General features: G+C 67.2%; 21 protein-coding genes and 1 riboswitch. Of the genes, 6 read left to right on the top strand and 15 right to left on the bottom strand.

Annotated elements, in window-relative coordinates:
• Both purQ and purL read left to right on the top strand, forming a co-directional pair.
• Positions 1–759, top strand: a complete 759-nt coding sequence (purQ, locus tag AC1D0A_RS13490) for a phosphoribosylformylglycinamidine synthase subunit PurQ (RefSeq protein ID WP_026539321.1) — start codon at positions 1–3, stop codon at positions 757–759.
• Positions 756–3,089 (top strand): phosphoribosylformylglycinamidine synthase subunit PurL, encoded by a 2,334-nt coding sequence (gene purL, locus AC1D0A_RS13485; RefSeq protein WP_243181452.1) that lies wholly within the window; start codon positions 756–758, stop codon positions 3,087–3,089. Before purQ ends, purL begins: the two co-directional genes overlap by 4 nt.
• A 141-nt stretch (positions 3,090–3,230) precedes the next feature.
• On the opposite strand, the gene AC1D0A_RS13480 is transcribed toward purL, so the two are convergent.
• The 12 genes from AC1D0A_RS13480 to AC1D0A_RS13425 all read right to left on the bottom strand — a co-directional run bounded on the left by AC1D0A_RS13480 (position 3,231) and on the right by AC1D0A_RS13425 (position 12,685).
• Entirely contained in the window at positions 3,231–4,172 is a 942-nt protein-coding gene (locus AC1D0A_RS13480) for a hypothetical protein (protein ID WP_476944387.1), read from the bottom strand.
• Between the two features lie 139 nt (positions 4,173–4,311).
• Positions 4,312–4,605 carry a DUF503 domain-containing protein gene (locus AC1D0A_RS13475; protein WP_028277999.1) on the bottom strand — a complete coding sequence of 98 codons (294 nt, stop codon included), beginning with the start codon at positions 4,603–4,605 and terminating at the stop codon, positions 4,312–4,314.
• Positions 4,606–4,746: 141 nt separating this feature from the next.
• Entirely contained in the window at positions 4,747–5,064 is a 318-nt protein-coding gene (locus AC1D0A_RS13470) for a putative quinol monooxygenase (protein ID WP_079555298.1), read from the bottom strand.
• 79 nt (positions 5,065–5,143) lie between these two features.
• Complete coding sequence (locus tag AC1D0A_RS13465) at positions 5,144–5,746, bottom strand: tetratricopeptide repeat protein (protein ID WP_243181450.1); 603 nt, start codon at positions 5,744–5,746, stop codon at positions 5,144–5,146.
• Positions 5,747–5,760: 14 nt separating this feature from the next.
• Positions 5,761–6,315, bottom strand: coding sequence for a DUF1990 family protein (locus tag AC1D0A_RS13460; protein ID WP_476946022.1), 555 nt, complete (start codon positions 6,313–6,315; stop codon positions 5,761–5,763).
• On the bottom strand, positions 6,312–6,722 hold the full coding sequence (locus AC1D0A_RS13455) for an MmcQ/YjbR family DNA-binding protein (protein ID WP_243181448.1): 411 nt from the start codon (positions 6,720–6,722) through the stop codon (positions 6,312–6,314). The genes AC1D0A_RS13460 and AC1D0A_RS13455 overlap by 4 nt, the downstream gene beginning before the upstream one ends.
• A 61-nt stretch (positions 6,723–6,783) precedes the next feature.
• A complete protein-coding gene (locus AC1D0A_RS13450; protein WP_476946021.1) occupies positions 6,784–8,046 on the bottom strand; it encodes an acyl-CoA dehydrogenase family protein in 1,263 nt (420 codons plus the stop codon).
• Between the two features lie 27 nt (positions 8,047–8,073).
• Positions 8,074–8,943, bottom strand: a complete 870-nt coding sequence (locus AC1D0A_RS13445) for a MetQ/NlpA family ABC transporter substrate-binding protein (protein ID WP_223914529.1) — start codon at positions 8,941–8,943, stop codon at positions 8,074–8,076.
• A 32-nt stretch (positions 8,944–8,975) separates the two neighbouring features.
• Positions 8,976–10,418: an LLM class flavin-dependent oxidoreductase gene (locus AC1D0A_RS13440; protein WP_476946020.1), complete on the bottom strand. Its 1,443-nt coding sequence runs from the start codon at positions 10,416–10,418 to the stop codon at positions 8,976–8,978.
• Positions 10,419–10,464: 46 nt separating this feature from the next.
• Positions 10,465–11,130, bottom strand: a complete 666-nt coding sequence (locus tag AC1D0A_RS13435; RefSeq protein ID WP_018776122.1) for a methionine ABC transporter permease — start codon at positions 11,128–11,130, stop codon at positions 10,465–10,467.
• Complete coding sequence (locus AC1D0A_RS13430) at positions 11,123–11,932, bottom strand: methionine ABC transporter ATP-binding protein (RefSeq protein ID WP_308197249.1); 810 nt, start codon at positions 11,930–11,932, stop codon at positions 11,123–11,125. Before AC1D0A_RS13430 ends, AC1D0A_RS13435 begins: the two co-directional genes overlap by 8 nt.
• A gap of 139 nt (positions 11,933–12,071) precedes the next feature.
• A riboswitch (SAM riboswitch) is annotated at positions 12,072–12,162 on the bottom strand.
• Positions 12,163–12,259: 97 nt separating this feature from the next.
• Positions 12,260–12,685 (bottom strand): CoA-binding protein, encoded by a 426-nt coding sequence (locus AC1D0A_RS13425; protein WP_028277991.1) that lies wholly within the window; start codon positions 12,683–12,685, stop codon positions 12,260–12,262.
• Between the two features lie 308 nt (positions 12,686–12,993).
• Here AC1D0A_RS13425 and acs point away from each other — a divergent pair, with 308 nt between their 5' ends.
• From acs to AC1D0A_RS13405, 4 genes are read left to right on the top strand one after another with little or no spacing between them, the layout of a single operon-like run.
• A complete protein-coding gene (gene acs, locus AC1D0A_RS13420; protein WP_476943341.1) occupies positions 12,994–15,219 on the top strand; it encodes an acetate--CoA ligase in 2,226 nt (741 codons plus the stop codon).
• A gap of 10 nt (positions 15,220–15,229) precedes the next feature.
• Positions 15,230–16,423, top strand: coding sequence for a dimethylsulfone monooxygenase SfnG (sfnG, locus tag AC1D0A_RS13415; protein ID WP_476946019.1), 1,194 nt, complete (start codon positions 15,230–15,232; stop codon positions 16,421–16,423).
• On the top strand, positions 16,423–17,763 hold the full coding sequence (locus AC1D0A_RS13410) for an O-acetylhomoserine aminocarboxypropyltransferase/cysteine synthase family protein (protein ID WP_476946018.1): 1,341 nt from the start codon (positions 16,423–16,425) through the stop codon (positions 17,761–17,763). Before sfnG ends, AC1D0A_RS13410 begins: the two co-directional genes overlap by 1 nt.
• The gene (locus tag AC1D0A_RS13405) at positions 17,763–18,257 is read left to right on the top strand and encodes a CoA-binding protein (protein WP_018776128.1); all 495 of its coding nucleotides are present in this window, start codon (positions 17,763–17,765) and stop codon (positions 18,255–18,257) included. Before AC1D0A_RS13410 ends, AC1D0A_RS13405 begins: the two co-directional genes overlap by 1 nt.
• 108 nt (positions 18,258–18,365) lie before the next feature.
• Here the strand turns inward: AC1D0A_RS13405 and AC1D0A_RS13400 are convergent, their stop codons facing one another.
• The 3 genes from AC1D0A_RS13400 to AC1D0A_RS13390 all read right to left on the bottom strand — a co-directional run bounded on the left by AC1D0A_RS13400 (position 18,366) and on the right by AC1D0A_RS13390 (position 20,114).
• A complete protein-coding gene (locus tag AC1D0A_RS13400) occupies positions 18,366–19,184 on the bottom strand; it encodes a hypothetical protein (RefSeq protein ID WP_476946017.1) in 819 nt (272 codons plus the stop codon).
• Positions 19,181–19,729, bottom strand: coding sequence for an RNA polymerase sigma factor (locus tag AC1D0A_RS13395; protein WP_476946016.1), 549 nt, complete (start codon positions 19,727–19,729; stop codon positions 19,181–19,183). The genes AC1D0A_RS13400 and AC1D0A_RS13395 overlap by 4 nt, the downstream gene beginning before the upstream one ends.
• A gap of 130 nt (positions 19,730–19,859) precedes the next feature.
• On the bottom strand, positions 19,860–20,114 hold the full coding sequence (locus AC1D0A_RS13390; protein WP_476946015.1) for a hypothetical protein: 255 nt from the start codon (positions 20,112–20,114) through the stop codon (positions 19,860–19,862).
• Between the last annotated feature and the right edge of the window lie 110 nt (positions 20,115–20,224).

Genomic DNA, 20,224 nt, shown 5'->3' with positions numbered 1-20,224 from the left:
ATGACTGAACTCCCCCTGATCGGCGAGGCCGTCGCCGTCGCCGCCAACCCCAGGCTCGCTGGTGCGAAGATCGGCGTCGTCACCTTCCCCGGCACCCTCGACGACCGCGACGCCGCCCGTGCGGTCCGTCTGGCCGGCGCCACCCCGGTGGAGCTCTGGCACGCCGGCACCACCCTGGGTGACGTTGACGCCGTCGTGATTCCCGGCGGGTTCTCGTACGGCGATTACCTCCGCGCCGGCGCGATCGCCCGTTTCGCGCCGCTGATGTCCAAGATCATCGACGCCGCCAATTCCGAGGCCAAGCTGCCCGTGCTGGGCATCTGCAACGGCTTCCAGATCCTGACCGAGTCGCACCTGCTGCCCGGCTCCATGATCAAGAACGACCACCTGAAGTTCATGTGCCGCGACCAGGTCCTGCGCGTGGAGAACAACACCACCGCCTGGACCGGGGACTATGCCGCCGGCCAGGAAATCACCGTGCCGCTGAAGAACCAGGACGGCCAGTACATCGCCGACGAGAAGACCCTGGACGCGCTCGAGGCCGAAGGCCGCGTTGTGTTCCGCTACGTCGGCTTCAACCCGAACGGCTCCCGCCGCGACATCGCCGGCATTTCCAACGCCGCGGGCAACGTGGTGGGCCTCATGCCGCACCCTGAGCACGCCGTGGAGGCCGGCTTCGGTCCCGAGCTCGGCTCCGGCACCGAGGGCCTCGGGTTCTTCACCTCTGTCCTGAACAAGATCGTGGGAGACAACAAATGACGGAGACACCCGCAGTGGCGGCACCCGCGGAGACCGCCCGGAAGTTCAACATCGACACCGTCGAGAACGCGGCCAAGACCCCGGACACCGAACTCCCCTGGGCCGAACTGGGCCTGAAGCAGAACGAGTTCGACGAGGTCGTCAAAGTCCTGGGCCGCCGCCCCACCGGCGCGGAACTCGCCATGTACTCGGTGATGTGGAGCGAACACTGCTCCTACAAGTCCTCGAAGAACCACCTGCGCCAGTTCGGCGACAAGGTGACCGAGGAAATGAAGAAGGACATGCTCGTGGGCATCGGCGAAAACGCCGGTGTCACCAACCTGGGCGACGGCTGGGCCGTGACGTTCAAGATCGAGTCCCACAACTCGCCGTCGTTCGTGGAGCCCTACCAGGGCGCCGCAACCGGCATCGGCGGCATTGTCCGCGACATCATCTCCATGGGCGCCCGCCCGGTAGCGGTGATGGATCCGCTGCGCTTCGGCGCCATTGACCACCCGGACACCGCCCGCGTCATGCACGGCGCCGTGGCGGGGATCGGCGGCTACGGCAACTCGCTGGGCCTGCCCAACATCGGCGGCGAAATGGTCTTCGACTCCGTGTACCAGGGCAACCCGCTGGTGAACGCGCTGGCCGTCGGCGTGATGCGCCACGAGGACATCCGCCTCGCCAACGCCTCCGGCAAGGGCAACAAGGTGGTGCTGTTCGGTGCCCGCACCGGCGGCGACGGCATCGGCGGCGCCTCCGTGCTGGCCTCGGAGTCCTTCGATGACACCAAGCCGTCCAAGCGCCCCGCGGTCCAGGTGGGCGACCCGTTCGCCGAGAAGGTCCTGATCGAGTGCTGCCTGGAGCTGTTCAAGGGATCCCTGGTGGAGGGCATCCAGGACCTCGGCGCCGCCGGCATTTCCTGCGCCACCTCCGAGCTCGCCTCCAACGGCGACGGCGGCATGGAAGTCGAGCTGACCTCCGTCCTGCTCCGCGACCCCACCCTGACCCCGGGCGAAATCCTGATGTCCGAGTCGCAGGAACGCATGATGGCCGTGGTTACCCCCGAGAACATCGCCGCGTTTGAAGCGGTCATGGACAAGTGGGCGGTGGAGTACTCCTGGCTGGGCGAGGTGACCGACACCGGCCGCCTCATCATCACGTGGGAAGGCGAGGTCATTGTCGACGTCGACCCGCGCACCGTGGCCCACGACGGCCCGGTCTACGACCGACCCTATGCCCGCCCCGAATGGCAGGACGCCGTCCAGGCCGACTCCTTCACCGGGTCCGTGCAGGACGCTGGCCGTCCCTCCGCCCCGGCGGACCTGGCCGCCGCCATCACCGAACTCGTCGCCTCCCCGAACATGTGCGACAAGTCCTGGATCACCAAGCAGTACGACCGCTACGTCGGCGGCAACACCGCCATGGCGTTCCCGGACGACGCCGGCGTGGTCCGGGTGGACGAGGAAACCGGCCTGGGCGTGGCCCTGGCCACCGACGCCAACGGCCGCTACACCTACCTGGACCCGTACCACGGCGCTCAGCTGGCCCTGGCCGAGGCCTACCGCAACGTCGCCACCTCAGGCGCCGTGCCGATGGCCGTCAGCGACTGCCTGAACTTCGGCTCCCCCGAGGACCCCGACGTCATGTGGCAGCTGGCCGAAGCCATCCGCGGCCTGTCCGACGCCTGCATGGTCCTCGGCATCCCGGTCACCGGCGGCAACGTCTCGCTGTACAACCAGACCGGGACCACCCCCATCCACCCCTCCCCCGTGGTGGCTGTGCTGGGCAAGTTCGACGACGTCGCCCGCCGCACGCCGTCGGGCTGGAAGGAAGACGGCCAGGCCATCTACCTGCTGGGCACGACGGCGGCAGAGCTGGACGGTTCGGAATGGTCGAACATGCGCGGACACCTGGGCGGCCTGCCGCCGAAGGTTGACCTCGACGCCGAGCGCGAACTGGGCCAGATCCTGATCAACGCCTCCCGCGACGGCATGGTGGATTCCGCCCACGACCTCTCCGAAGGCGGCCTCGCCGCGGCCCTCGTGGAGTCGTCCCTGCGCTACGGCGTGGGCGCCCGGATCGCCCTGCAGGACGTCCTGGACCGCGACGGCGTGGACCTGTTCACGGCGCTGTTCTCCGAAACCCAGGGCCGCGCCGTCGTCGCTGTGCCCCGCTCGGAGGAAATCCGCTTCACGGACATGTGCACCGCCCGCGGCTTCGCGCACGTCCGGATCGGTGTGGTGGACGCCGAGGGCGGCACGCTGGAGATCAACGGCGTCGAGACCATGAGCCTCGACGCGCTCCGCGAAGCCCACGAGGCGACCCTGCCGAAGTACTTCGGCTAGTCCCCACCGCCACCCTAGCCTCGCAAGCTCGGCCAGGGAACCCTGGCGGCGTGGGCCCACCCACCGCCACCCTAGTTCCATCGATTGCTCCGCAGCTGCCCTTTTGAACCCTCAAAACTGCAGTTGCGGAGCAATCGTTCGTTAACGGCCGGGCCGCCAGCCCGCCTGCAGGAGTGCGGCACGGACCTTGGCCACCGCGGCCTTGGCATCATCGTGCATATGCCGCTTGGAGATCCGGACCTCGGTCCAACCGAGGGCCGTGTACTTCTCCGAACGGGCGATGTCCCGGACGATCTGGCCCTCCTCACCGTGGAGTTCGCCCTCGTACTCGACGCCGATTCTGTATTTCCGATAGGACAGGTCGGGTTCGTGGTGCCGGGTTCCTGCATCGTCGATGATCGGAACGTTCAGCTCTGGTTCCGGAAGGCCGGCCCGGACTATGGCCAGCCTCAGCAACGACTCCTGCGGCGAATCGGAGCCCACGCGAATGAGGGCGATGGCTTCCTTCGCCTTGCGGATTCCGCGTTTTCCCTTGTGGCGGTCGATCATCCGCTGCAAGTCCTGAAGGCTGCAGAGCGGCGCCTCCCTGCCCTCGAGCTCAGGTCTGGGCATCCGAACGCAGCTGTCGCCGGCCACAACGAGTTGGTCTACGGTCAACATTTCGGCTAGATCCAGCCATGTCCGCTCCGGGGTGGTGATGGGGATCCCGTCCAGCAGCGTGATTTCGTCGTCGTAGAGCTTCATGCGGTGGACGATGACGTGTGGCCGGTTGAGATGGGCCGCGCCCTCGGGCCTGATCACGTGGTACATCGGTGGTGCCTCCTTCTGCTGCCGCACCGGAAGCGAACCAAGCTCCGCCGCGGTGAGGTGCGACGCGGCGCATCGCTCATTGACCTCAATGAAAGGCCGCACTCGCACGCACAAGGGAAGCCCCGGCGTCGGGCTTTGCACACGGATTCCCCGGCCCAGCGCGGCCAGGGACTGGTGGCGGAGCCTTTTTAGTGACACACCAGCCGCTGCCGCTTCGACGACGGTAAAGGGTCGTCGCTGGAAATCGTCCGGCAGCGGACGCGCGGTCTTCATGGCTTCATCAGACCAGTTCGGCGTCGACGCTGCAGAAGTTATCCACAACGCCCATCGACTGCTCCATAAGTGCCGTTATGGAGCCTCAAAAGGGCGACTACGGAGCAATCGACGGGGGTTGGCGGAGCAATCCGCGGGGTCAGTCGTCGCTGCGGAGCTCCCGTTGCCGTGCGCTGAGGAGTTCGAGTTCGGGCCGGGCCGCCACGAAGCGTTCGACGCCGGTCAGCACCTCCACGACGTGTGCCCGGTCTGCTGCCACCAGGCCGGCGCCCAACTGCGTGCGCCGGTGCTGCTCATGATCGCCGACCTCGGCCACGGAGACATCAAAGCGGCGCTTCAGCTCCGCCAGGAGCGGGCGCACCACAGAGCGCTTCTCCTTCAGGCTGTGAACGTCGCCCAGAAGGATGTCGAACTCAATCCAGCCGATCCACATGCCATAAGCCTATCCATTGCTCGCCACCGGCCCCCTCGCCTCGCAAGCTCGGCCAGGGAACCCTGCCGTCGATTGCTCCGTAGCGGCCGTTTTGAGGCCTCAAAAGGGCCGTTACGGAGCAATCGACGGGGTGAGACGGGGTTAGATGGTGAGCTCGCCCATCCGGTCCCAGCCGTCGCCGTCGAGCTGCCGGCTGATGATCCGGGGCGTCTCGGCCAGGGCCTGAGGCATGTCCGCCATGGCCTGCTTGAAGTGGGCGCTGTTCACGTGGGCCCCGGCGGCGTCATCCTTGAAGGCCTCAACCAGGACGAATTCGTTGGGGTCCTCCACACTGCGGGACCAGTCGAACCACAGGTTGCCTGGCTCCTGGCGGGTGGCCTGGGTGAAATCGTTCACGAGTCCCAGCCAGCGCTCCGACCAGTCCGGCTTGACCTTGAATTTGACGACGATGAAGATCATGGGCTGAAGCCTTTCGTTGGTTTTCCGGAGGTTCCATTCTTCCAGCATGACAATGCCGGGTCACATGGCAGTTGGCGCGTCAACAGGCCTTGATGGCCTCGCGGGCCAGTTCCTGCTGCCGCGGCGTGCCGATCCGGTCGGCCCACTGTTCGGCGAGCTGGAACTCCACCATCGCCTCGGTGCACCGGCCGGCGTCATGCAGCGTCCAGCCGAGGTTGTTGTGCAGCGAAACCACCCACCGTTTGGTCCGCTCATCGTGGACCGTGGAGGCGTACTCCAGCGCGCTTCTGGTCCAGGTCTCGGCGTGGGCGGAGTCGGCGATGGCGAGCATGTGCAGCGCGTCAACGGCCAGGAATTCCTCGACCAGGTAGTCAGCCAGTTCGGCCGCCTGTTCAAACAGCGGCACGGCCATCTCGGGGTGGCCGCTGGAATTGAGCACCCGGCCGCGTTCCAGCAGCACCCTGACGGCCACGGTGGGCTCGTCGGCATCGACCGCATCCAGCAAGGCGTCGGCTTCCTCGTAGCGGCCCTGTAGCCCGATGGCCCGTCCCAGCTGCGTAGTGAGCTCGGCACGTTCGTCGGCGTCGTAGCGTTCATCTGCGGCCGCCGCCCGGAACCGGGCTTCGGACCCGGCGGGGTCGTCGAAGTTCCACAATTGGTCAAGGGTTTTCTGTTCCAGCATCCTTCGGCTCCTGATCAGCTTTCACCTGCGGCCAGTTCGTGTGCACTCCCAATGTAGCGGGAAGTGACATGCCGTTGTGCCCGTCCCGTGAGGGCGCGGCCGGTCGCGTAGAACCAGTTGGACGGCCGGCTGAAGGCCGTGATTTTCAGGAACACCCGCCCGGCGGCGTCGATCTCCACTTCGAAGGCCTCCTCGCCCCGCACGGGATGACCGGGCAGTGTGCCGTACCCGAACCCGGCTCGTTGCGGCCCGTCGCCGGGCACGGGCCGGCGTACCCACACCACCTCGCAGGGCGCGTTGATCCGGAAGGGTCCGACGCCGAATCCGCTCACCACGCGCGCGCCAGGCGCGACGGCGTCGGAGTCGGTGTGGACGCGCAGCCCGGAGCGTTTCTGCAGCTGCCAGGTCAGTATCCCCTGCGCCACCCTCCGGTACAAAGCCGGGCCGTCGCCGAGGTATGCCCGGGACACCAGGCAGGGAAAGCCCGCCGGCGCCTGGCCGTGCTCAGTGGAGCCAATGCGCGGATAGTTCAGCCCGTCCCGCGCGCCGGCACCGGGATCACCGCTCATGCGTCCTCGCCCCTGGCGAGTCCCGCCCAGCCCAGCTGTTCCCGCTGCTTCCGGCTGAACGAGGCGACCACCAGGTCGTACGAATCCTCCACCATGTCCCGGATCATGTCGTCCGGCAACGATCCGTCCAGCCGGACCCCGTTCCAGTGCGTTTTGTTCATATGCCAGGCGCCGGTGATTTCCGGATGGATGGCCCGCAGCTGTTCGGCCAGGGCCGGCTCGCATTTGAGGCTGACGGACCAGTCGGCCGGGTCCATGGCCGACGCCGCGAACATCTTGGCGTCCTGCCTCGTGCCGCCGGCTATCCGTGCCCGCACCTTGAAAACCGATGTCTCCGGGCCGAAAGGAAAGTCCTCAAACGCACCGGGGAAGCTCAGGCAGATCTCGCGGAGGGTGGCAACGTCCATGGCACGAGCCTATCCGGCTGCGGCCTGCCCGGCCGCGCGGGCTATCCGGCTGCGGCCTGCCTCACCCTGCCTGCGCGGCGGTGCGGGCGTCGCCGATGCTGTGCAGCCCTTCGGGAGTGGTGCCGTTGACTTCGTAGTCGCCCACGGTGCGGGCCTTGAACACGGCGGGGTTGTGGGTGGAAACGGTCCGGGCGTTGCGCCAGTGCCGGTCCAGCGATTTCGACTTCGACGTGGCGGATGCCCCGGTGGCGTCGAAGAGCTGCTGGGCCGCGGACTGGACGAGTTCGGGCACCAGCAGCTGCGCCTTTTCCACCGCGATCTCGCCGCGGACGTAGCGTTGTTCCGGGGTGAGGTCCATGTTCTGGTCCGCGCCGGCGTCGAGCTCCCGGGCGGCGGCCAGCACCACGGATTGCGCCGCGAAGACCTTGGCCGAGAGCTGGCCGACGAGCTGCAGGATCAGCGGGTCGTGGCGGAACAGTTCGCCGGAGCCGGTGTTGAAGGTGCGCTTGCGGTCGCGGACCAGCGCCCGCGCGTCGGCCAGCGCCGCCCGGCCGATGCCCGCCAGGACGGCGAGCAGGACCAGCTGGAAGAAGGCCGGCTCGTGCGTGGTGGATTCCGAACGCCGGATGATGTTGGTGTCCGGCACCACGGCGTCCCGGAAAATCGTGGTGCCGGTGCCGGTCAGCTGCTGGCCGAACCCGTCCCAGTCGTCGAGGATTTCCACTCCGGGCTGGGTGGTGCTGACCACAGCGTACTGGCGGCCCTCCACGCCCTCGGTGCTGGCCATGACGGCAATCCACTCGGCGAAGATGGTGCCGGTGGTGTAGTACTTCCTGCCGTTCAGGAGCCAGTCCCCGCCGTGGCGCGTCAGCTTGGTTCCGGTGGTGCCGAGGACATTGCCGGATTTCTCCGTGGCGGCGTTTCCAAAGATCTCGCCGGCCACCACTTTCGGGTACCAGCGGTTCCGGAAGCCCTCGGATTCCAGGCCGACGGTTTCCACGAACGCGAAGTGCGAGCGGTAGAGGTGGGCCACGGAGGAATCCGCCTCGGCGAGTTCGATGAGCAGCCGGAAGAAGGGCTCGAAGCCGATGCCGTCGCCGCCGTGTTCCGTGGGCACCCGCAGCCGGCCGAAGCCTTCCTCGTTCAGCCAGCGGACCTGTTCGAAGGGCAGGACCCGGTCCTGTTCGCGGGCCAGCGCGCCCTCCGCGATCCGGGCAAAGACGGGCCGGAAACGCCGCGCCAACCTCTCGTAGGCGGCTTCGGCCGACGGTGCTGGTGGTGCTGAGTGTGCTGCGGGGGCTGTGGTCTCTGCTGCGTAGGACATGCGTTCCCTTGGTTGCTGGTGGCCGGGCTAGAGCTTGGCGGCGTCGGCGGCGGGGTCCTGGTCCCAGGGGGTGGGCAGGATGCCCTTCTGGTAGCTGGCAAACCAGGCCTTGACCTCCGGGGACTGGAAGGCGGCCTTGAGGGCCGCGGCCTTCTCCGACCCGGCAAAATCCTTCCGCCCGGCAACCACGATCCGGAACGGGACCTGATCCGCATCCGTTTCGAAGGCCAGTGCGTCGTCCTTGCTGTGCCCGGCATCGGCGGCCATCCGGGCGACCAGGAAGCCTGCATCGACATCGGGAAGGGTCTTGGCGAGCGACTGCTGGTCCACTTCCACGAACTGCAGCTTCTTCGGGTTGGCCGTGATGTTCTTTTGCGAGGTGTGGATCACGGTGGCGTCGGAGAGCTCCAGCAGCCCGGCGTCGCGCAGCATGAACAGGGCACGGCCGTTGTTCGCCGGGTCCACGGGAATGCCGATCTTGGCGCCGTCCGGGAGCTCGTTCAGGGACTTGTACTTGTCAGACCAGATGCCGCCCGGGGCGCTGTAGACGTAGAACAGTCCCACGTTCTCCAGGCCCTTGTCCTGGTTGAACTGTTTCAGGTAGGCGTTGTGCTGGAAGAAGTTGGCGTCGAATTCGCCGTTGGCCACGGCCAGGTTGGGCTGGATGATGTCCGTGACGTACGTGGGCTCCAGGGTCCAGCCCTGGGCCGCGAGCAGCTTCTGGGCCAGCTTGGTCGGTTCCTGGTACGGGGCGGACTCGGTGACGATAATCTTGATCGTCTTGCCGCCGCTGGCGCCGGCACCGCCGGGGTTGGTGAGGCCGCAGCCGGTCAGTGCCGCGGCGGAGACCGCACCGGCGCCGGCGAGGGCATATTTGAGGAAATTTCTACGCTGCATGGTCTTGGTCCTTTGTGGTGGTTCGCGCTGAGCTATGACTGGGCGGTAACGCTGGCGGGCTGGTTTTCGGCCGCCGCGGAGAATTCGGTGAAGGCTCCCCGGAAGGCCGCGGCGGGGTGGCGTCCGTTGAGCCGCGGCCCGGCGCCGAAGAGCTTCTCGCGCAGGGTTCCCGGCGCGTAGCCGGTCTGGGCGAGGCCGCGGCTGCGCAGTTCCGGCAGCACCCCGTCGATGAAGTCCGTGTAGGAGCCGGGGATGGTCTGGTTGATGATGTTGATGCCGTCGATTCCGGCGTCCTGCCACTGCTCGAGACGGTCGGCAATCTGGTCCGGCGTTCCCACCACCCGGTTGGCCCGGCTGCGGTAGAGCGCAATGTCGCGGAGGGTGGGGTTGCCGCCGCGGACGGAGGCGCGGATGGCCGTGAGATGTCCCTGGCTGCCTTCCGTTTCAAGGTCCCCGAGCGGGGTGTCCAGCGGCAGGCCGCCGAGGTCGACGCCGAACCCGCCGCCCACGTGGGCCAGCAGGGCCTCAATGTCCAGGCTGTCCTCGAGCTCATCGGCCTTGCGGTGCGCCTCGGCTTCGGTGCCGCCCACCACGAAGTGCATGCCCTGGAGGAACTTCACGTCATCCGGATGGCGGCCGGCGGCAACGGCCTGTTCCCGGACTGCCGCGGTGTACTTCGCGGCCACCTCGGTGCTCGGCGCGAGGGTGAAGGTGGCCTCGGCGTTGGCGGCGCAGAACTGCTGGCCGCGGCCGGAGCTCCCGGCCTGGAAAAGCACCGGGGTGCGTTGCGGCGAAGGGGCCGCGAGGTGGGGTCCGTCGATCGAGTACCGGGGTCCGCGGTGGTAGATCTTGCTGACTTTCTCCGGGTCCGCGTGGACTCCGGTCGCCTTGTCCCGGAGCAGCGCGTCGTCCTCCCAGGATCCTTCCCACAATTTGTAGGCGGCCTCGACGTATTCGTCCGCCCAGTCGTAGCGTTCGTCATGCCTGGTCAGCTCGGTGGCGTTGAAGTTCCGGTGCGCGTTTTCCAGCACGCTGGTGACGATGTTCCAGGCCACCCGGCCGTCGCTGATGTGATCCAGGGTGGACATCTGCCGGGCGAACTGGAACGGGTGGCTCTGAATCACCGACGACGTCGCGGCCAGTCCGATCTCCCGCGTTCCGGTCGCGAGCGCGGAGAGCAGGATAAGGGGGTCGTTGGACGGCACCTGCAGGCCCTTTTTCAGCAGCGATGCCCACCCGCCGTCGTAGTCGCCGTAGAGACCGACGACGTCGGCGAAGAAGATCGCGTCAAACTTGGCGTCTTCGAGCTGGCGGGCCAGGTCGATCCAGAGCTGGAGTTCGTTGAACCGGTGCTGCTGGGCTTCCGGGCGCCGCCACTGGCCGCCCATGATGTGGCTGGACGTGTTCATCACGAAGGCGCTGATCAGCAGGCGGGGGCGGGGTCCGTCGAAACGGGTACTGGGTGTTGAAGTCATGGGGTGCTTTCCGCTGTGGGAGGTGGGACGATGGTGCTGCCGGCGCTCAGAGGCGCTTGTCCAGGCGCCGGGCAACATAGGATCCGCCCAGCTGAACGATGGTGACCAGCAGGATCATCAGGACTATGGCGGTGATCATGAGCGGTGTCTCGTAGCGGTAATAGCCGTACCGGATGGCGAAGTCGCCGATTCCGCCGCCGCCCACCAGGCCGGCCATCGCCGAGTAGGAGATGAAGCTGACGGTCATGATGGTGATGGAGCTGACGAGTCCGGGCTTCGCCTCCACAATCAGGACGTCCCGGACGATCTGGGACCGGCTGGCGCCCATGGACCGTGCCGCTTCGACCACTCCGCCGCCGAGCTGGCTCAGGTTCTGTTCCACGAAGCGGGCGAAATACGGAATGGCGTTGAGGGTCAGCGGGACAATGACGGCGGCCGTGCCGATGGTCGTGCCGACAATGAACCTAGTCACGGGAATGATTGCGATCAGCAGGATCAGGAACGGGAACGAGCGGAGCAGGTTGACCAGCCCGTCCAGGACCCGGTGCAGCTTTGGCCTGTGCTTGAGCCCGTTGGGACCGATGGTGTAGAGCAGGACACCCAGCGGTGTCCCGAGCAGCACCGCCAGCGGGATGGCCACCAGCAGCATGGTGAGGGTCTGCCCCATGGCGACGCCGATTTCGGGCAGGACTTCCAGGATGCGGTCAAACATTGATCAGGCCCTCCGACGCGGCTGTGGTGTGGGCGCCCCTCCCGGAGCGGTCCAGCTGGATCTCATCGGAGACCAGGTAGCGGCCGATCGACGTCGCCGGGTGGAAGCCGGGGCGTTGGAGTTCGGCGAGGTCGAACTGCTCCACGACCCGGCCTTCTTCCATGACCGCGACGTTGTCCGCGATGGCCTTGATGACATTCATCTCGTGGGTGACCACCACGATTGTGATGCCGAATTCGGCGTTGACGTCGGCCAGGTACTGCAGGACCGATGACGTCGTCCGGGGATCCACGGCCGACGTCGGCTCGTCGCAGAGCAGCACTTTGGGCCCGGTGGCGAGGGCGCGGGCGATCGCCACCCGCTGTTTCTGGCCCCCGGAGAGTTTGGCCGGATACGTTCCCGCTTTGTCGGCGAGGTCCACGATTTCCAGGGTTTCGGCGGCCCGCCGCCGGCGTTCCGCCTTCCCCACGCCGGCGAACTTCAGGGACAGCTCCACATTTTCCTGGGCTGTGAGGTTGTTGAGGAGATTGAAGTGCTGGAAAATCATGCCGATGTCGTGCCGCTTGGTCCGCAGCTCGGCGTCGGACAGGGTCACCAGGTCCACGCCGTCCACCAGGACGCGGCCCGACGTCGGGCGCTCGAGGAGGTTGATGTTGCGCAGCAGCGTGGATTTGCCGGCGCCGGAGAACCCGATGATGCCCTGGATGGTGCCCCGCCTGATGTGCAGGCTGACGTCATCGACGGCCGTGAAAGGTCCCGCGGCCGAGGCGAATGACGTGCTGACGTTCTGGATCTCGATCACAGGCCCCCACCTGCTCGGGGCCGCGGCGCTGCCGCTGTCTGCGTGTTCATGATTTCCTCCGGGCTCGCCCGAGGAAAGCCCTGGGTCCTGGCTTCCGGGCAGCGCTGAGCGAAGCCGGGGAGCCTCAGAACACAGTGGTTCTCCATCGGTCCTGGCGGTAGCACCGTCCTCAAAGGAGGGGGTTGCTGCGGCGTCACGGAGCCAGATCTCTCAGCCGCTCGGGATGGTTACGAGTCCATCTCACACGGCATGAGGCCGGATACGGAAAAAGCCGGTCACATTTTGTAACCGACTCTTCCCGATCTGTTGATCGTCATTCCCGGGCCGTCAGATGCCCACGCGCCAGCCTTCGCGGGCGGGGCACGCGTTCACGACGACGTCCAGCCCGGCGGCCTTCGCGCGGTCCGTCGCGGCGTCATCGAAGACGCCCAGCTGCAGCCAGACGGCCTTGGCACCTACCGCGATGGCCTCGTCTATGACTGCGCCCACCCTGTGGGAGTTGACGAAGCAGTCCACGACGTCGATCGGGTGCTTCTCCGCCGGGATGTCAGTCAGGGAACGGTACCCCTTCTCGCCGTGGACGTCGTCGCCGGGCAGGTTGACCGGGATGATTTCCATGCCCATCCGGTCCCGGACATAGAGGGAGACCTCATACGCCGAGCGCCATTCGTTGGTGGTGAGGCCGACCACCGCCCACGTGCCTTTGGTTCGCATGAGGCGGTCAATGACTGCCGGATCGTTAACATGGGCCATGCATCAACCATACTCCTGCGACCTTTCCGGACAATTGCCGAATAAATGAATGATTTGGGCCGGACGCATGCCGGGTGAACGAATATTACGGCGCTCCCGCACGCCGATTTTGCGGAATCGTGCATCTGAAGTTCTAGTAGGTAGTGACCATCCCGAGCGGCCGAGAGACCTGGATCGATGACGCCGCAGCAACCCCCCGGTGACGTGAGACGACCATTCCCACGCAACCGCTCCGCCCTCCTTCGGTGATATTCGAGGGCGCCGGAGCAACCAAGGGGTGCTACTGCCAGGACCGATGGAGTGCAGCAATGACCCCTGAGAATTCTTCCGCTCTGCCCACCTTTGCCCGGACTGCGTCCGAGGCATTCCCACAAACCACTTCGGACGCGACGGCGAACGAAGCAGGGCTGCGTGACGCGCCCGGCTCCTCTCGCGGCTCTTCGGGATGGTCCCTGAACGAGCCCACGGACGGCGCAGTGCACGGCGTCCCCGCCGACGGGCCGGCGCGTCACCGCAGCACCACCTCCGGAGACCACCCTCCCCGGCACGGCGCCGCCGCGACCGCGGGTACTGTCCAGGCAGAGACGGTTGCGTTCTGGGAAACCCAGGCTCTCCGCCTCGACTGGGCGGACCTGCCTGGCGGCGCAACGGAGCAAACCAAGCCCTGGCACACCGCGCACCGCCGGGTCCCTGCCGACGTCGTGGCCGGCACCGGACCGCAGATCACCTGGTTCGAAGGGGGCAGGCTCAATGTCGCCTACAACTGCGTCGACCGCCACGTAGCGGCGGGGCGTGGAGACAAGGTGGCCCTGCACTTTGAGGGCGAGCCCGGCGACCGCCGCGCCGTCACCTACGCCGAACTCCAGCGCGAGGTTTCCAAAGCCGCCAATGCCCTCCTGGATCTCGGTATCACCAAGGGCGACCGGGTGGTCATCTACCTCCCCGTCATCCCCGAAACCGTGATCATCACCCTCGCAGTGGCCCGGATCGGCGCGATCCATTCCTTGGTCTTCGGCGGGTTCTCCGCCGAGGCCCTGAAGTTCCGGGTGGAGGACACCGGCGCCAAGCTCCTGGTCACCACCGACGGCCAGTTCCGCCGCGGCACCGCCGTGCCGGTCAAGGACAACGCGGACGCCGCCGTCGCCGGCGACAACGCCATCGAACACGTCCTGGTGGTCAACCGGACCACTCCCGCGGACGAGCTGGACACCGTCCCGATGACCGCCGGCCGCGACGTGTGGTGGCACGACGCCGTCGGGCGGGCCTCCGAGACTCACGAAGCCGAGGCGTTCGACGCCGAGACGCCGCTGTTCATCATGTACACCTCCGGCACCACCGGCAAGCCCAAGGGCCTGGTCCACACCTCCGGCGGGTACCTCACACAGGCGTCATGGAGCTTCGAGCACCTGTTCAGCAACCCCGACCCTGCGCTGCGGGAGAAGGACGTGCACTGGTGCACGGCCGACCTCGCCTGGGTCACCGCGCACACCTACGAGCTCTACGGCCCGCTCTCCAACGGCGCCACGCAGGTCATCTTCGAGGGCACGCCCAACACCCCGCACCCGGGCCGGCACTTTGAGATCATCGAACGGTACGGGGTCACGCAGTATTACACCGCGCCCACCCTGGTCCGCTCCCTCATGGGCTGGTTCCCGGACGGCGTCCCGGACACGTACGACCTCTCCTCCATCCGTCTCCTCGGCACGGTGGGCGAGGCCATCAACCCCGAGGCCTGGCGCTGGTTCCGGACCAATATCGGCGCCGGCACCGCCCCCGTGGTGGACACGTGGTGGCAGTCCGAAACCGGCGCCACCATCCTCTCCCCGGCACCGACGGACGCCGCGTTCAAGCCCGGCTGCGCGGCCCGCCCGCTGCCCGGCGTCAGCACGCGCATCGTGGACGACGCCGGCAATACGGTGCCGCCCGGCGTCCAGGGTTTCATCGTGGTGGACTCCCCCGGCCCGGCGATCGCCCGGACGGTCTGGGGCAACCCGCGCCGCTACTTCGATTCGTACTGGCGCCAATACGCCGAGCAGGGCTGGTTCCTCGCCGGTGACGGCGCCAAGTATGACGACGACGGCGACATCTGGATCCTCGGGCGGGTGGACGACACCCTCAACGTCTCCGGACACCTGCTCTCCACCATCGAGGTCGAATCGGCGCTCGTCACCCACCCGGACGTGGTGGAGGCCGGCGTCTGCCCGGTCGCGGACCCGAAGACCGGCCACGCGATCGTCGCGTTCGTGGTGCTGAAGGATTCGGCGGCCACCCCCGACATCCAGGGTGTGCTGAAGGCGCACGTCGCGAAGCAGATCGGGCCGATCGCCAAGCCGCGGGACGTCGTCGTCGTTCCCGACGTGCCGAAAACCCGCAGCGGCAAGATCATGCGCCGGCTGCTGACCCAGCTGTTCGAAGGCACAACGCTCGGCGACACCACCTCGCTGCAGAACGAACCATCCATCGCGGGCATCCAGGATGTGCTGCGCGACCGCGCCGCGGAATTCCTGGCAACAGCAAGCCCCACCCGGAAGTAAAGGAACACCCATGACTGAGATCAGCAACGTCGCCCGTCTGTCCGAACCGCTCAAGTTCGCCTACTGGGTCCCCAACGTCTCCGGCGGCCTGGTGGTGTCCACCATCGAACAGCGCACCGGCTGGGACTTCGAATACAACAAGAAGCTGGCCAGGATCGCGGAGAACTCCGGTTTCGAATACGCCCTGACCCAGACCCGGTACGCCGCCTCCTACGGCGCGGACAAGCAGCACGAGGCCACCTCGTTCAGCCTGGCGCTGCTGGCCGCCACCGAGCGCCTCAAGGTGATCTCCGCCGTCCATCCGGGCATGTGGCACCCCGGCGTGCTGGCGAAGTACATCATCACCGCGGACCACATCTCCAACGGCCGCGCCGCCGTGAACATCGTCTCCGGCTGGCTCAAGGACGAATTCACCAACTTCGGCCTCGAATGGCTCGAACACGACGAGCGCTACGTCCGCACCGAGGAATTCATCAAGGTCCTCCGCGGGCTCTGGACCGAGCAGGACTACAGCCAGTCCGGCAAGTACTACAACATCACCGACTTCACCCTGAACCCGGCACCGGTGGACGTGCCGGACCGGGCGCACCCGGAGATCTTCTTCGGCGGCAACTCCACGGCCGCGCAGGCCACCGCCGGACGGGTGGCTGACTGGTACTTCTCCAACGGCAAGGACCTCGACGGGTTCAAGGAGAACATCGCCGGTGTGGTGGCGGCGTCAGGTGCCGCCGGTCGCGGCCCGGAAGGTGCCCTCCCCTCCCCCAAGTTTGGCCTGAACGGCTTCGTGATCGCCCGGGAATCCGAGAAGGAAGCCCGCGACACCCTCCGCGAGATCGTCGAGAAGGCGCACAAGCCCGCCGTGGAGGGGTTCCGCGCCGCCGTCCAGGAAGCCGGGGCGTCCACCAAGGACGGCAAGGGCATGTGGGCCGACTCGAGCTTCGAGGACCTGGTCCAGTACAACGACGGCTTCAAGACGCAGCTGATCGGCACCCCGGAGCAGATCGCCGAGCGGATCGTGGCGTACAAGAAGATCGGCGTGAACCTGTTCCTGACCGGCTACCTGCACTTCCAGGAGGAAGTCGCCGCGTTCGGCCAGGACATCCTGCCGATCGTCCGCGAACTCGAGGCGGATCTGGCCCGGAAGAACGGCACCGAACTGGACCTGTCCCGGACCCCGGTGGCAAACGTTGAGGTGGCTGCCTAATGGCCGACCGCAAGTTCGGTTTCCGCACCCGTGCGCTGCACGCCGGCGGCACCCCCGACGCCGAGCACGGCGCCCGCGCCGTGCCGATCTACCAGACCACCTCCTTCGTGTTCAAGGACACCCAGGACGCCGCGAACCTCTTCGCGCTGCAGAAATACGGCAACATCTATTCCCGGATCGGCAACCCCACCGTGGCCGCGTTCGAGGAGCGCATCGCGTCCCTGGAGGGCGGAATCGGCGCCGTGGCGACGTCGTCGGGGATGGCGGCGGAGTTCATCACCTTTGCCGCGCTGACCCAGGCCGGGGACCACATCGTGGCCGCCTCCCAGCTCTACGGCGGCACGGTGACCCAGCTGGACGTCACACTGCGCCGCTTCGGCGTGGACACCACATTCGTCGCCGGCACCGATCCGGCGGACTACGCTGCCGCGGTGCGCGGGAACACCAAGGCGATCTTCGTGGAGGTGGTGGCCAACCCGTCCTCGGAGGTCCAGGACCTTGCGGCCCTCGCGAAGGTGGCGCACGACGCCGGCGTCCCGCTCGTCGTCGACGCCACCCTGAGCACGCCCTACCTCGTGCGGCCGATCGAGCACGGGGCGGACATCGTGATCCACTCCGCCACCAAGTTCCTCGGCGGCCACGGCACCACCCTCGGCGGCGTGATCGTCGAAAGCGGCCGCTTCGACTGGGGCAACGGCAACTTCCCGACCATGACCGAGCCCGTGGCCTCCTACGGCAACGTCTCCTGGTGGGGGAACTTCGGCGAGTACGGGTTCCTCACTAAGCTGCGCTGCGAACAGTTGCGCGACATCGGACCGGCGCTGTCCCCGCAGTCGGCGTTCCAGCTGCTGCAGGGCGTGGAAACGCTCCCCCAGCGCCTCGACGAGCACCTGAAGAACGCCCAGGCCGTGGCCGAATGGCTGGAAGCGGACGAGCGCGTGGCCTACGTGAACTTCTCCGGACTGCCCTCGCACCCGCACTTCGAGCGGGCGCAGAAGTACCTGCCGCTGGGTCCGGGCTCGGTGTTCTCCTTCGGCGTCAAGGGCGGCCGGACCGCGGGGCAGAAGTTCATCGAGTCCCTGCAGCTGGCCTCACACCTGGCCAATGTGGGCGACTCCCGGACCCTGGTCATCCACCCCGGGTCCACCACCCACCAGCAACTGAGCCCCGAACAGCTCGAGTCGGCAGGTGTCCCCGAGGACCTTGTCCGCATCTCCGTGGGCCTCGAGGACATCGATGACATCCTCTGGGACCTGGACCAGGCGCTGGACGCCGCCTCGGAAGCAGCAGCCCCGGATGCATCCGCAGAGGCTGAAGCCTGCACGATCGGAGCGAACTGATGAGTGTTGAAGAACGGACCTGGACCGGCCCCTCGGCGCCGGAGCGCCTGAACCTGCTGCGGCAGGCGAAGTCGATCGCGATTGTGGGAGCATCCGACAAGCCCTCGCGCGCGAGCTATTTCGTGGCCACCTATCTGCAGTCCTCCACCCGGTACAAGGTCTATTTCGTGAACCCTGTGGTGAAGGAAATCCTGGGTCAGCCGACGTATGCGTCGCTCGCGGACCTGCCGGAAAGCCCGGACATTGTGGACGTGTTCCGCAAGCACGGCGACTTGCCCGGCGTCCTGGACGAGGCCATCGCCGCCGGCGCCAAGACCCTCTGGCTGCAACTGGGCTCCTGGCACGAGGACGTTGCCAAGGAGGCCGAGGCCGCCGGACTCGACGTCGTGATGGACCGCTGCGTGAAGATTGAGCATGCCCGGTTCCACGGCGGCCTGCACCTGGCCGGGTTCGACACTGGCGTCATCTCTTCCAAGCGGCAGGTCCTGGCCTAACTCCAGCCGCCAACCAACCCGTTGCGCTATCACTTTGGGTCGTTCTGAGCGCTCAGAACCGCCCTAAGTGATAGCGCAACCGGGTTAACAAAGGAATTCAAGGGCGGCTTATGGCTGGCCGGGGGCCTTGGTCGGAACGACGCCCGGCAGGGTTGGCGTGATGTGGCCCGGAACGCGCGGCAGATCCTTGCCTGCGTTTCCGCCGCCGCCCGGAAGATCGGGTGATCCGGGCAGCCCCGGCGCCCCGGGCCGCTGCCCGGGGGTCGGCAGGATGCCGTCGCGGCCGACGGCGGGCGGTGTGGCAGGGGGCGCGTGTCCGGCCGCCGGGGCGCCCGGGGCGCTGGAGATGGTGGGTGTCGATGCTCCGGACTGGTCAGCACCCGGTGTTCCGGACGTGCCGTGACCCGGCGTGGCGGCGGGCGCGGGAAGGGCGGGGATGGTGGACGGCGACGGCTGGACATGCTCGGGGACCGGTGTACCGTGGCCCGGAGTCTGGAAGATGACCCCGACGGTGTGGCTGACGCTGTGCCGGAAGTCCTCGCTGGATGCCGCCACGGCGCCGGCGCCAAGGGTCATGGCACCCACGACGGCGCCACCGACGATTGCCAGCCGGCGCTTCCGGCGGCGGCGCTCGGCCAAGCTGGTGACCCCGGCCGGCAGCGATTCGTCGGCGTCATTCTTCGCGGACGCGACGGTGGGCAGCGCCGTCGTCGTGGCTGTGTCAGGGGCGGCGGCAAGACCGGCTGCTCCGGCTGTCCCTGCCGCGAGCAGGGCCGCGAGGTCGGCGCGGGGCGCGGGAGCCGCATCCGGGACCACGGCGCGGAGCTGTTCCAGCGCGCTCCGAAGCTCGGCCGCGGATTCGAGGCCGGAGTCGCCCAGCATCGCCTGGATGGTGCCATCCTGCTGGGGGTCGCGGGTGCCGGTCATGATGCTGCGTGGTCCTTTTCGGTTACGAGTTCGCGCAGGGCACTGAGCCCGCGGCGCTGAAGCTGCTTGATGGCACCCGGCGTCTTGTCCATGATGCCGGCCACCTGTTCGATGGAAAGGTCCGCGACGATCCGCAGGACCAGAACTTCGCGCTGCTCCTCATTGAGCCTCGCGAGAGTGTCCGAGATACCGCCCAGGGATCCGAGCACTTCGTCCTCGGCGGATGCCGAGTACCGGGCGTCGTTCAGGGGATCGTATTCGGCCAAATGCGGAGTGCGTTCTGCCCGCCGCCTGTAGTCGACCAGCCGCGCGTGGGCGACGGAGAAAATGAAGGTCCTTAGACCTGCGTGGCCGCCGCTGACGCTGGCCAGCTTTGGCAGGACGTCCACGAACACATCCTGGGTCAGGGCCTCGGCGTCGTCCACGCCCCGGGCCCGGAAGTAGCCCAGCACGGCCGGGGAAATAACCGTGTACACCGCGCTGAAACCTGAAGGGTCACCAGCTAAGGCGGCTGACAATTCGTCATCGCTTAGCTGCTGTGCCAAGAGGCTGTCCTTCCGTTACTGCTGGGGTGCGGCCCCCGCAAGTCTAGCGGCCGCACCCCGGAGCCCTCCAAAGTGAGGGCTCCCTCCTTGCTTTCAGACCCATGCCGGGTCCAGGCCAAACAGCCGGAATTTACTTGTCGTGCTGGGGCAGCTCGACGGACGGCTGGGCCGGAACGGACGGCTGGGCCGGAACAGCCGGGGTTGCCGGAATAGCGGGGGTTGCCGGAACGCCCTTGGCGCCGGGGACGGCAGGTGTCGCCGGGGTCGCCGGAACTGCGGCGTGGATGTTGGCGTTGGCGCGTGCCTCGCCGGCAGCACCCTTGACGCTGGCGTCGCCCTTGACGGTGGCTCCGGCCAGCCTTTTCTGGCGAGAGTGGGCTGTCAACTGCCCCCATGAGGCCTCAGCCCGCCTTCAAACCAAAAAAACAAAGGATATACGTCTGTAATGAAGAGTGTTAGCAAGACCACCAAGATCGCTGTCGGCGCCGCCATTCT

This window comes from Arthrobacter sp. P1_D4 (genome assembly GCF_056406115.1).
Note: the sequence above shows the minus strand (reverse complement) of the source record. Positions and strands in the feature narration are given on the sequence as shown.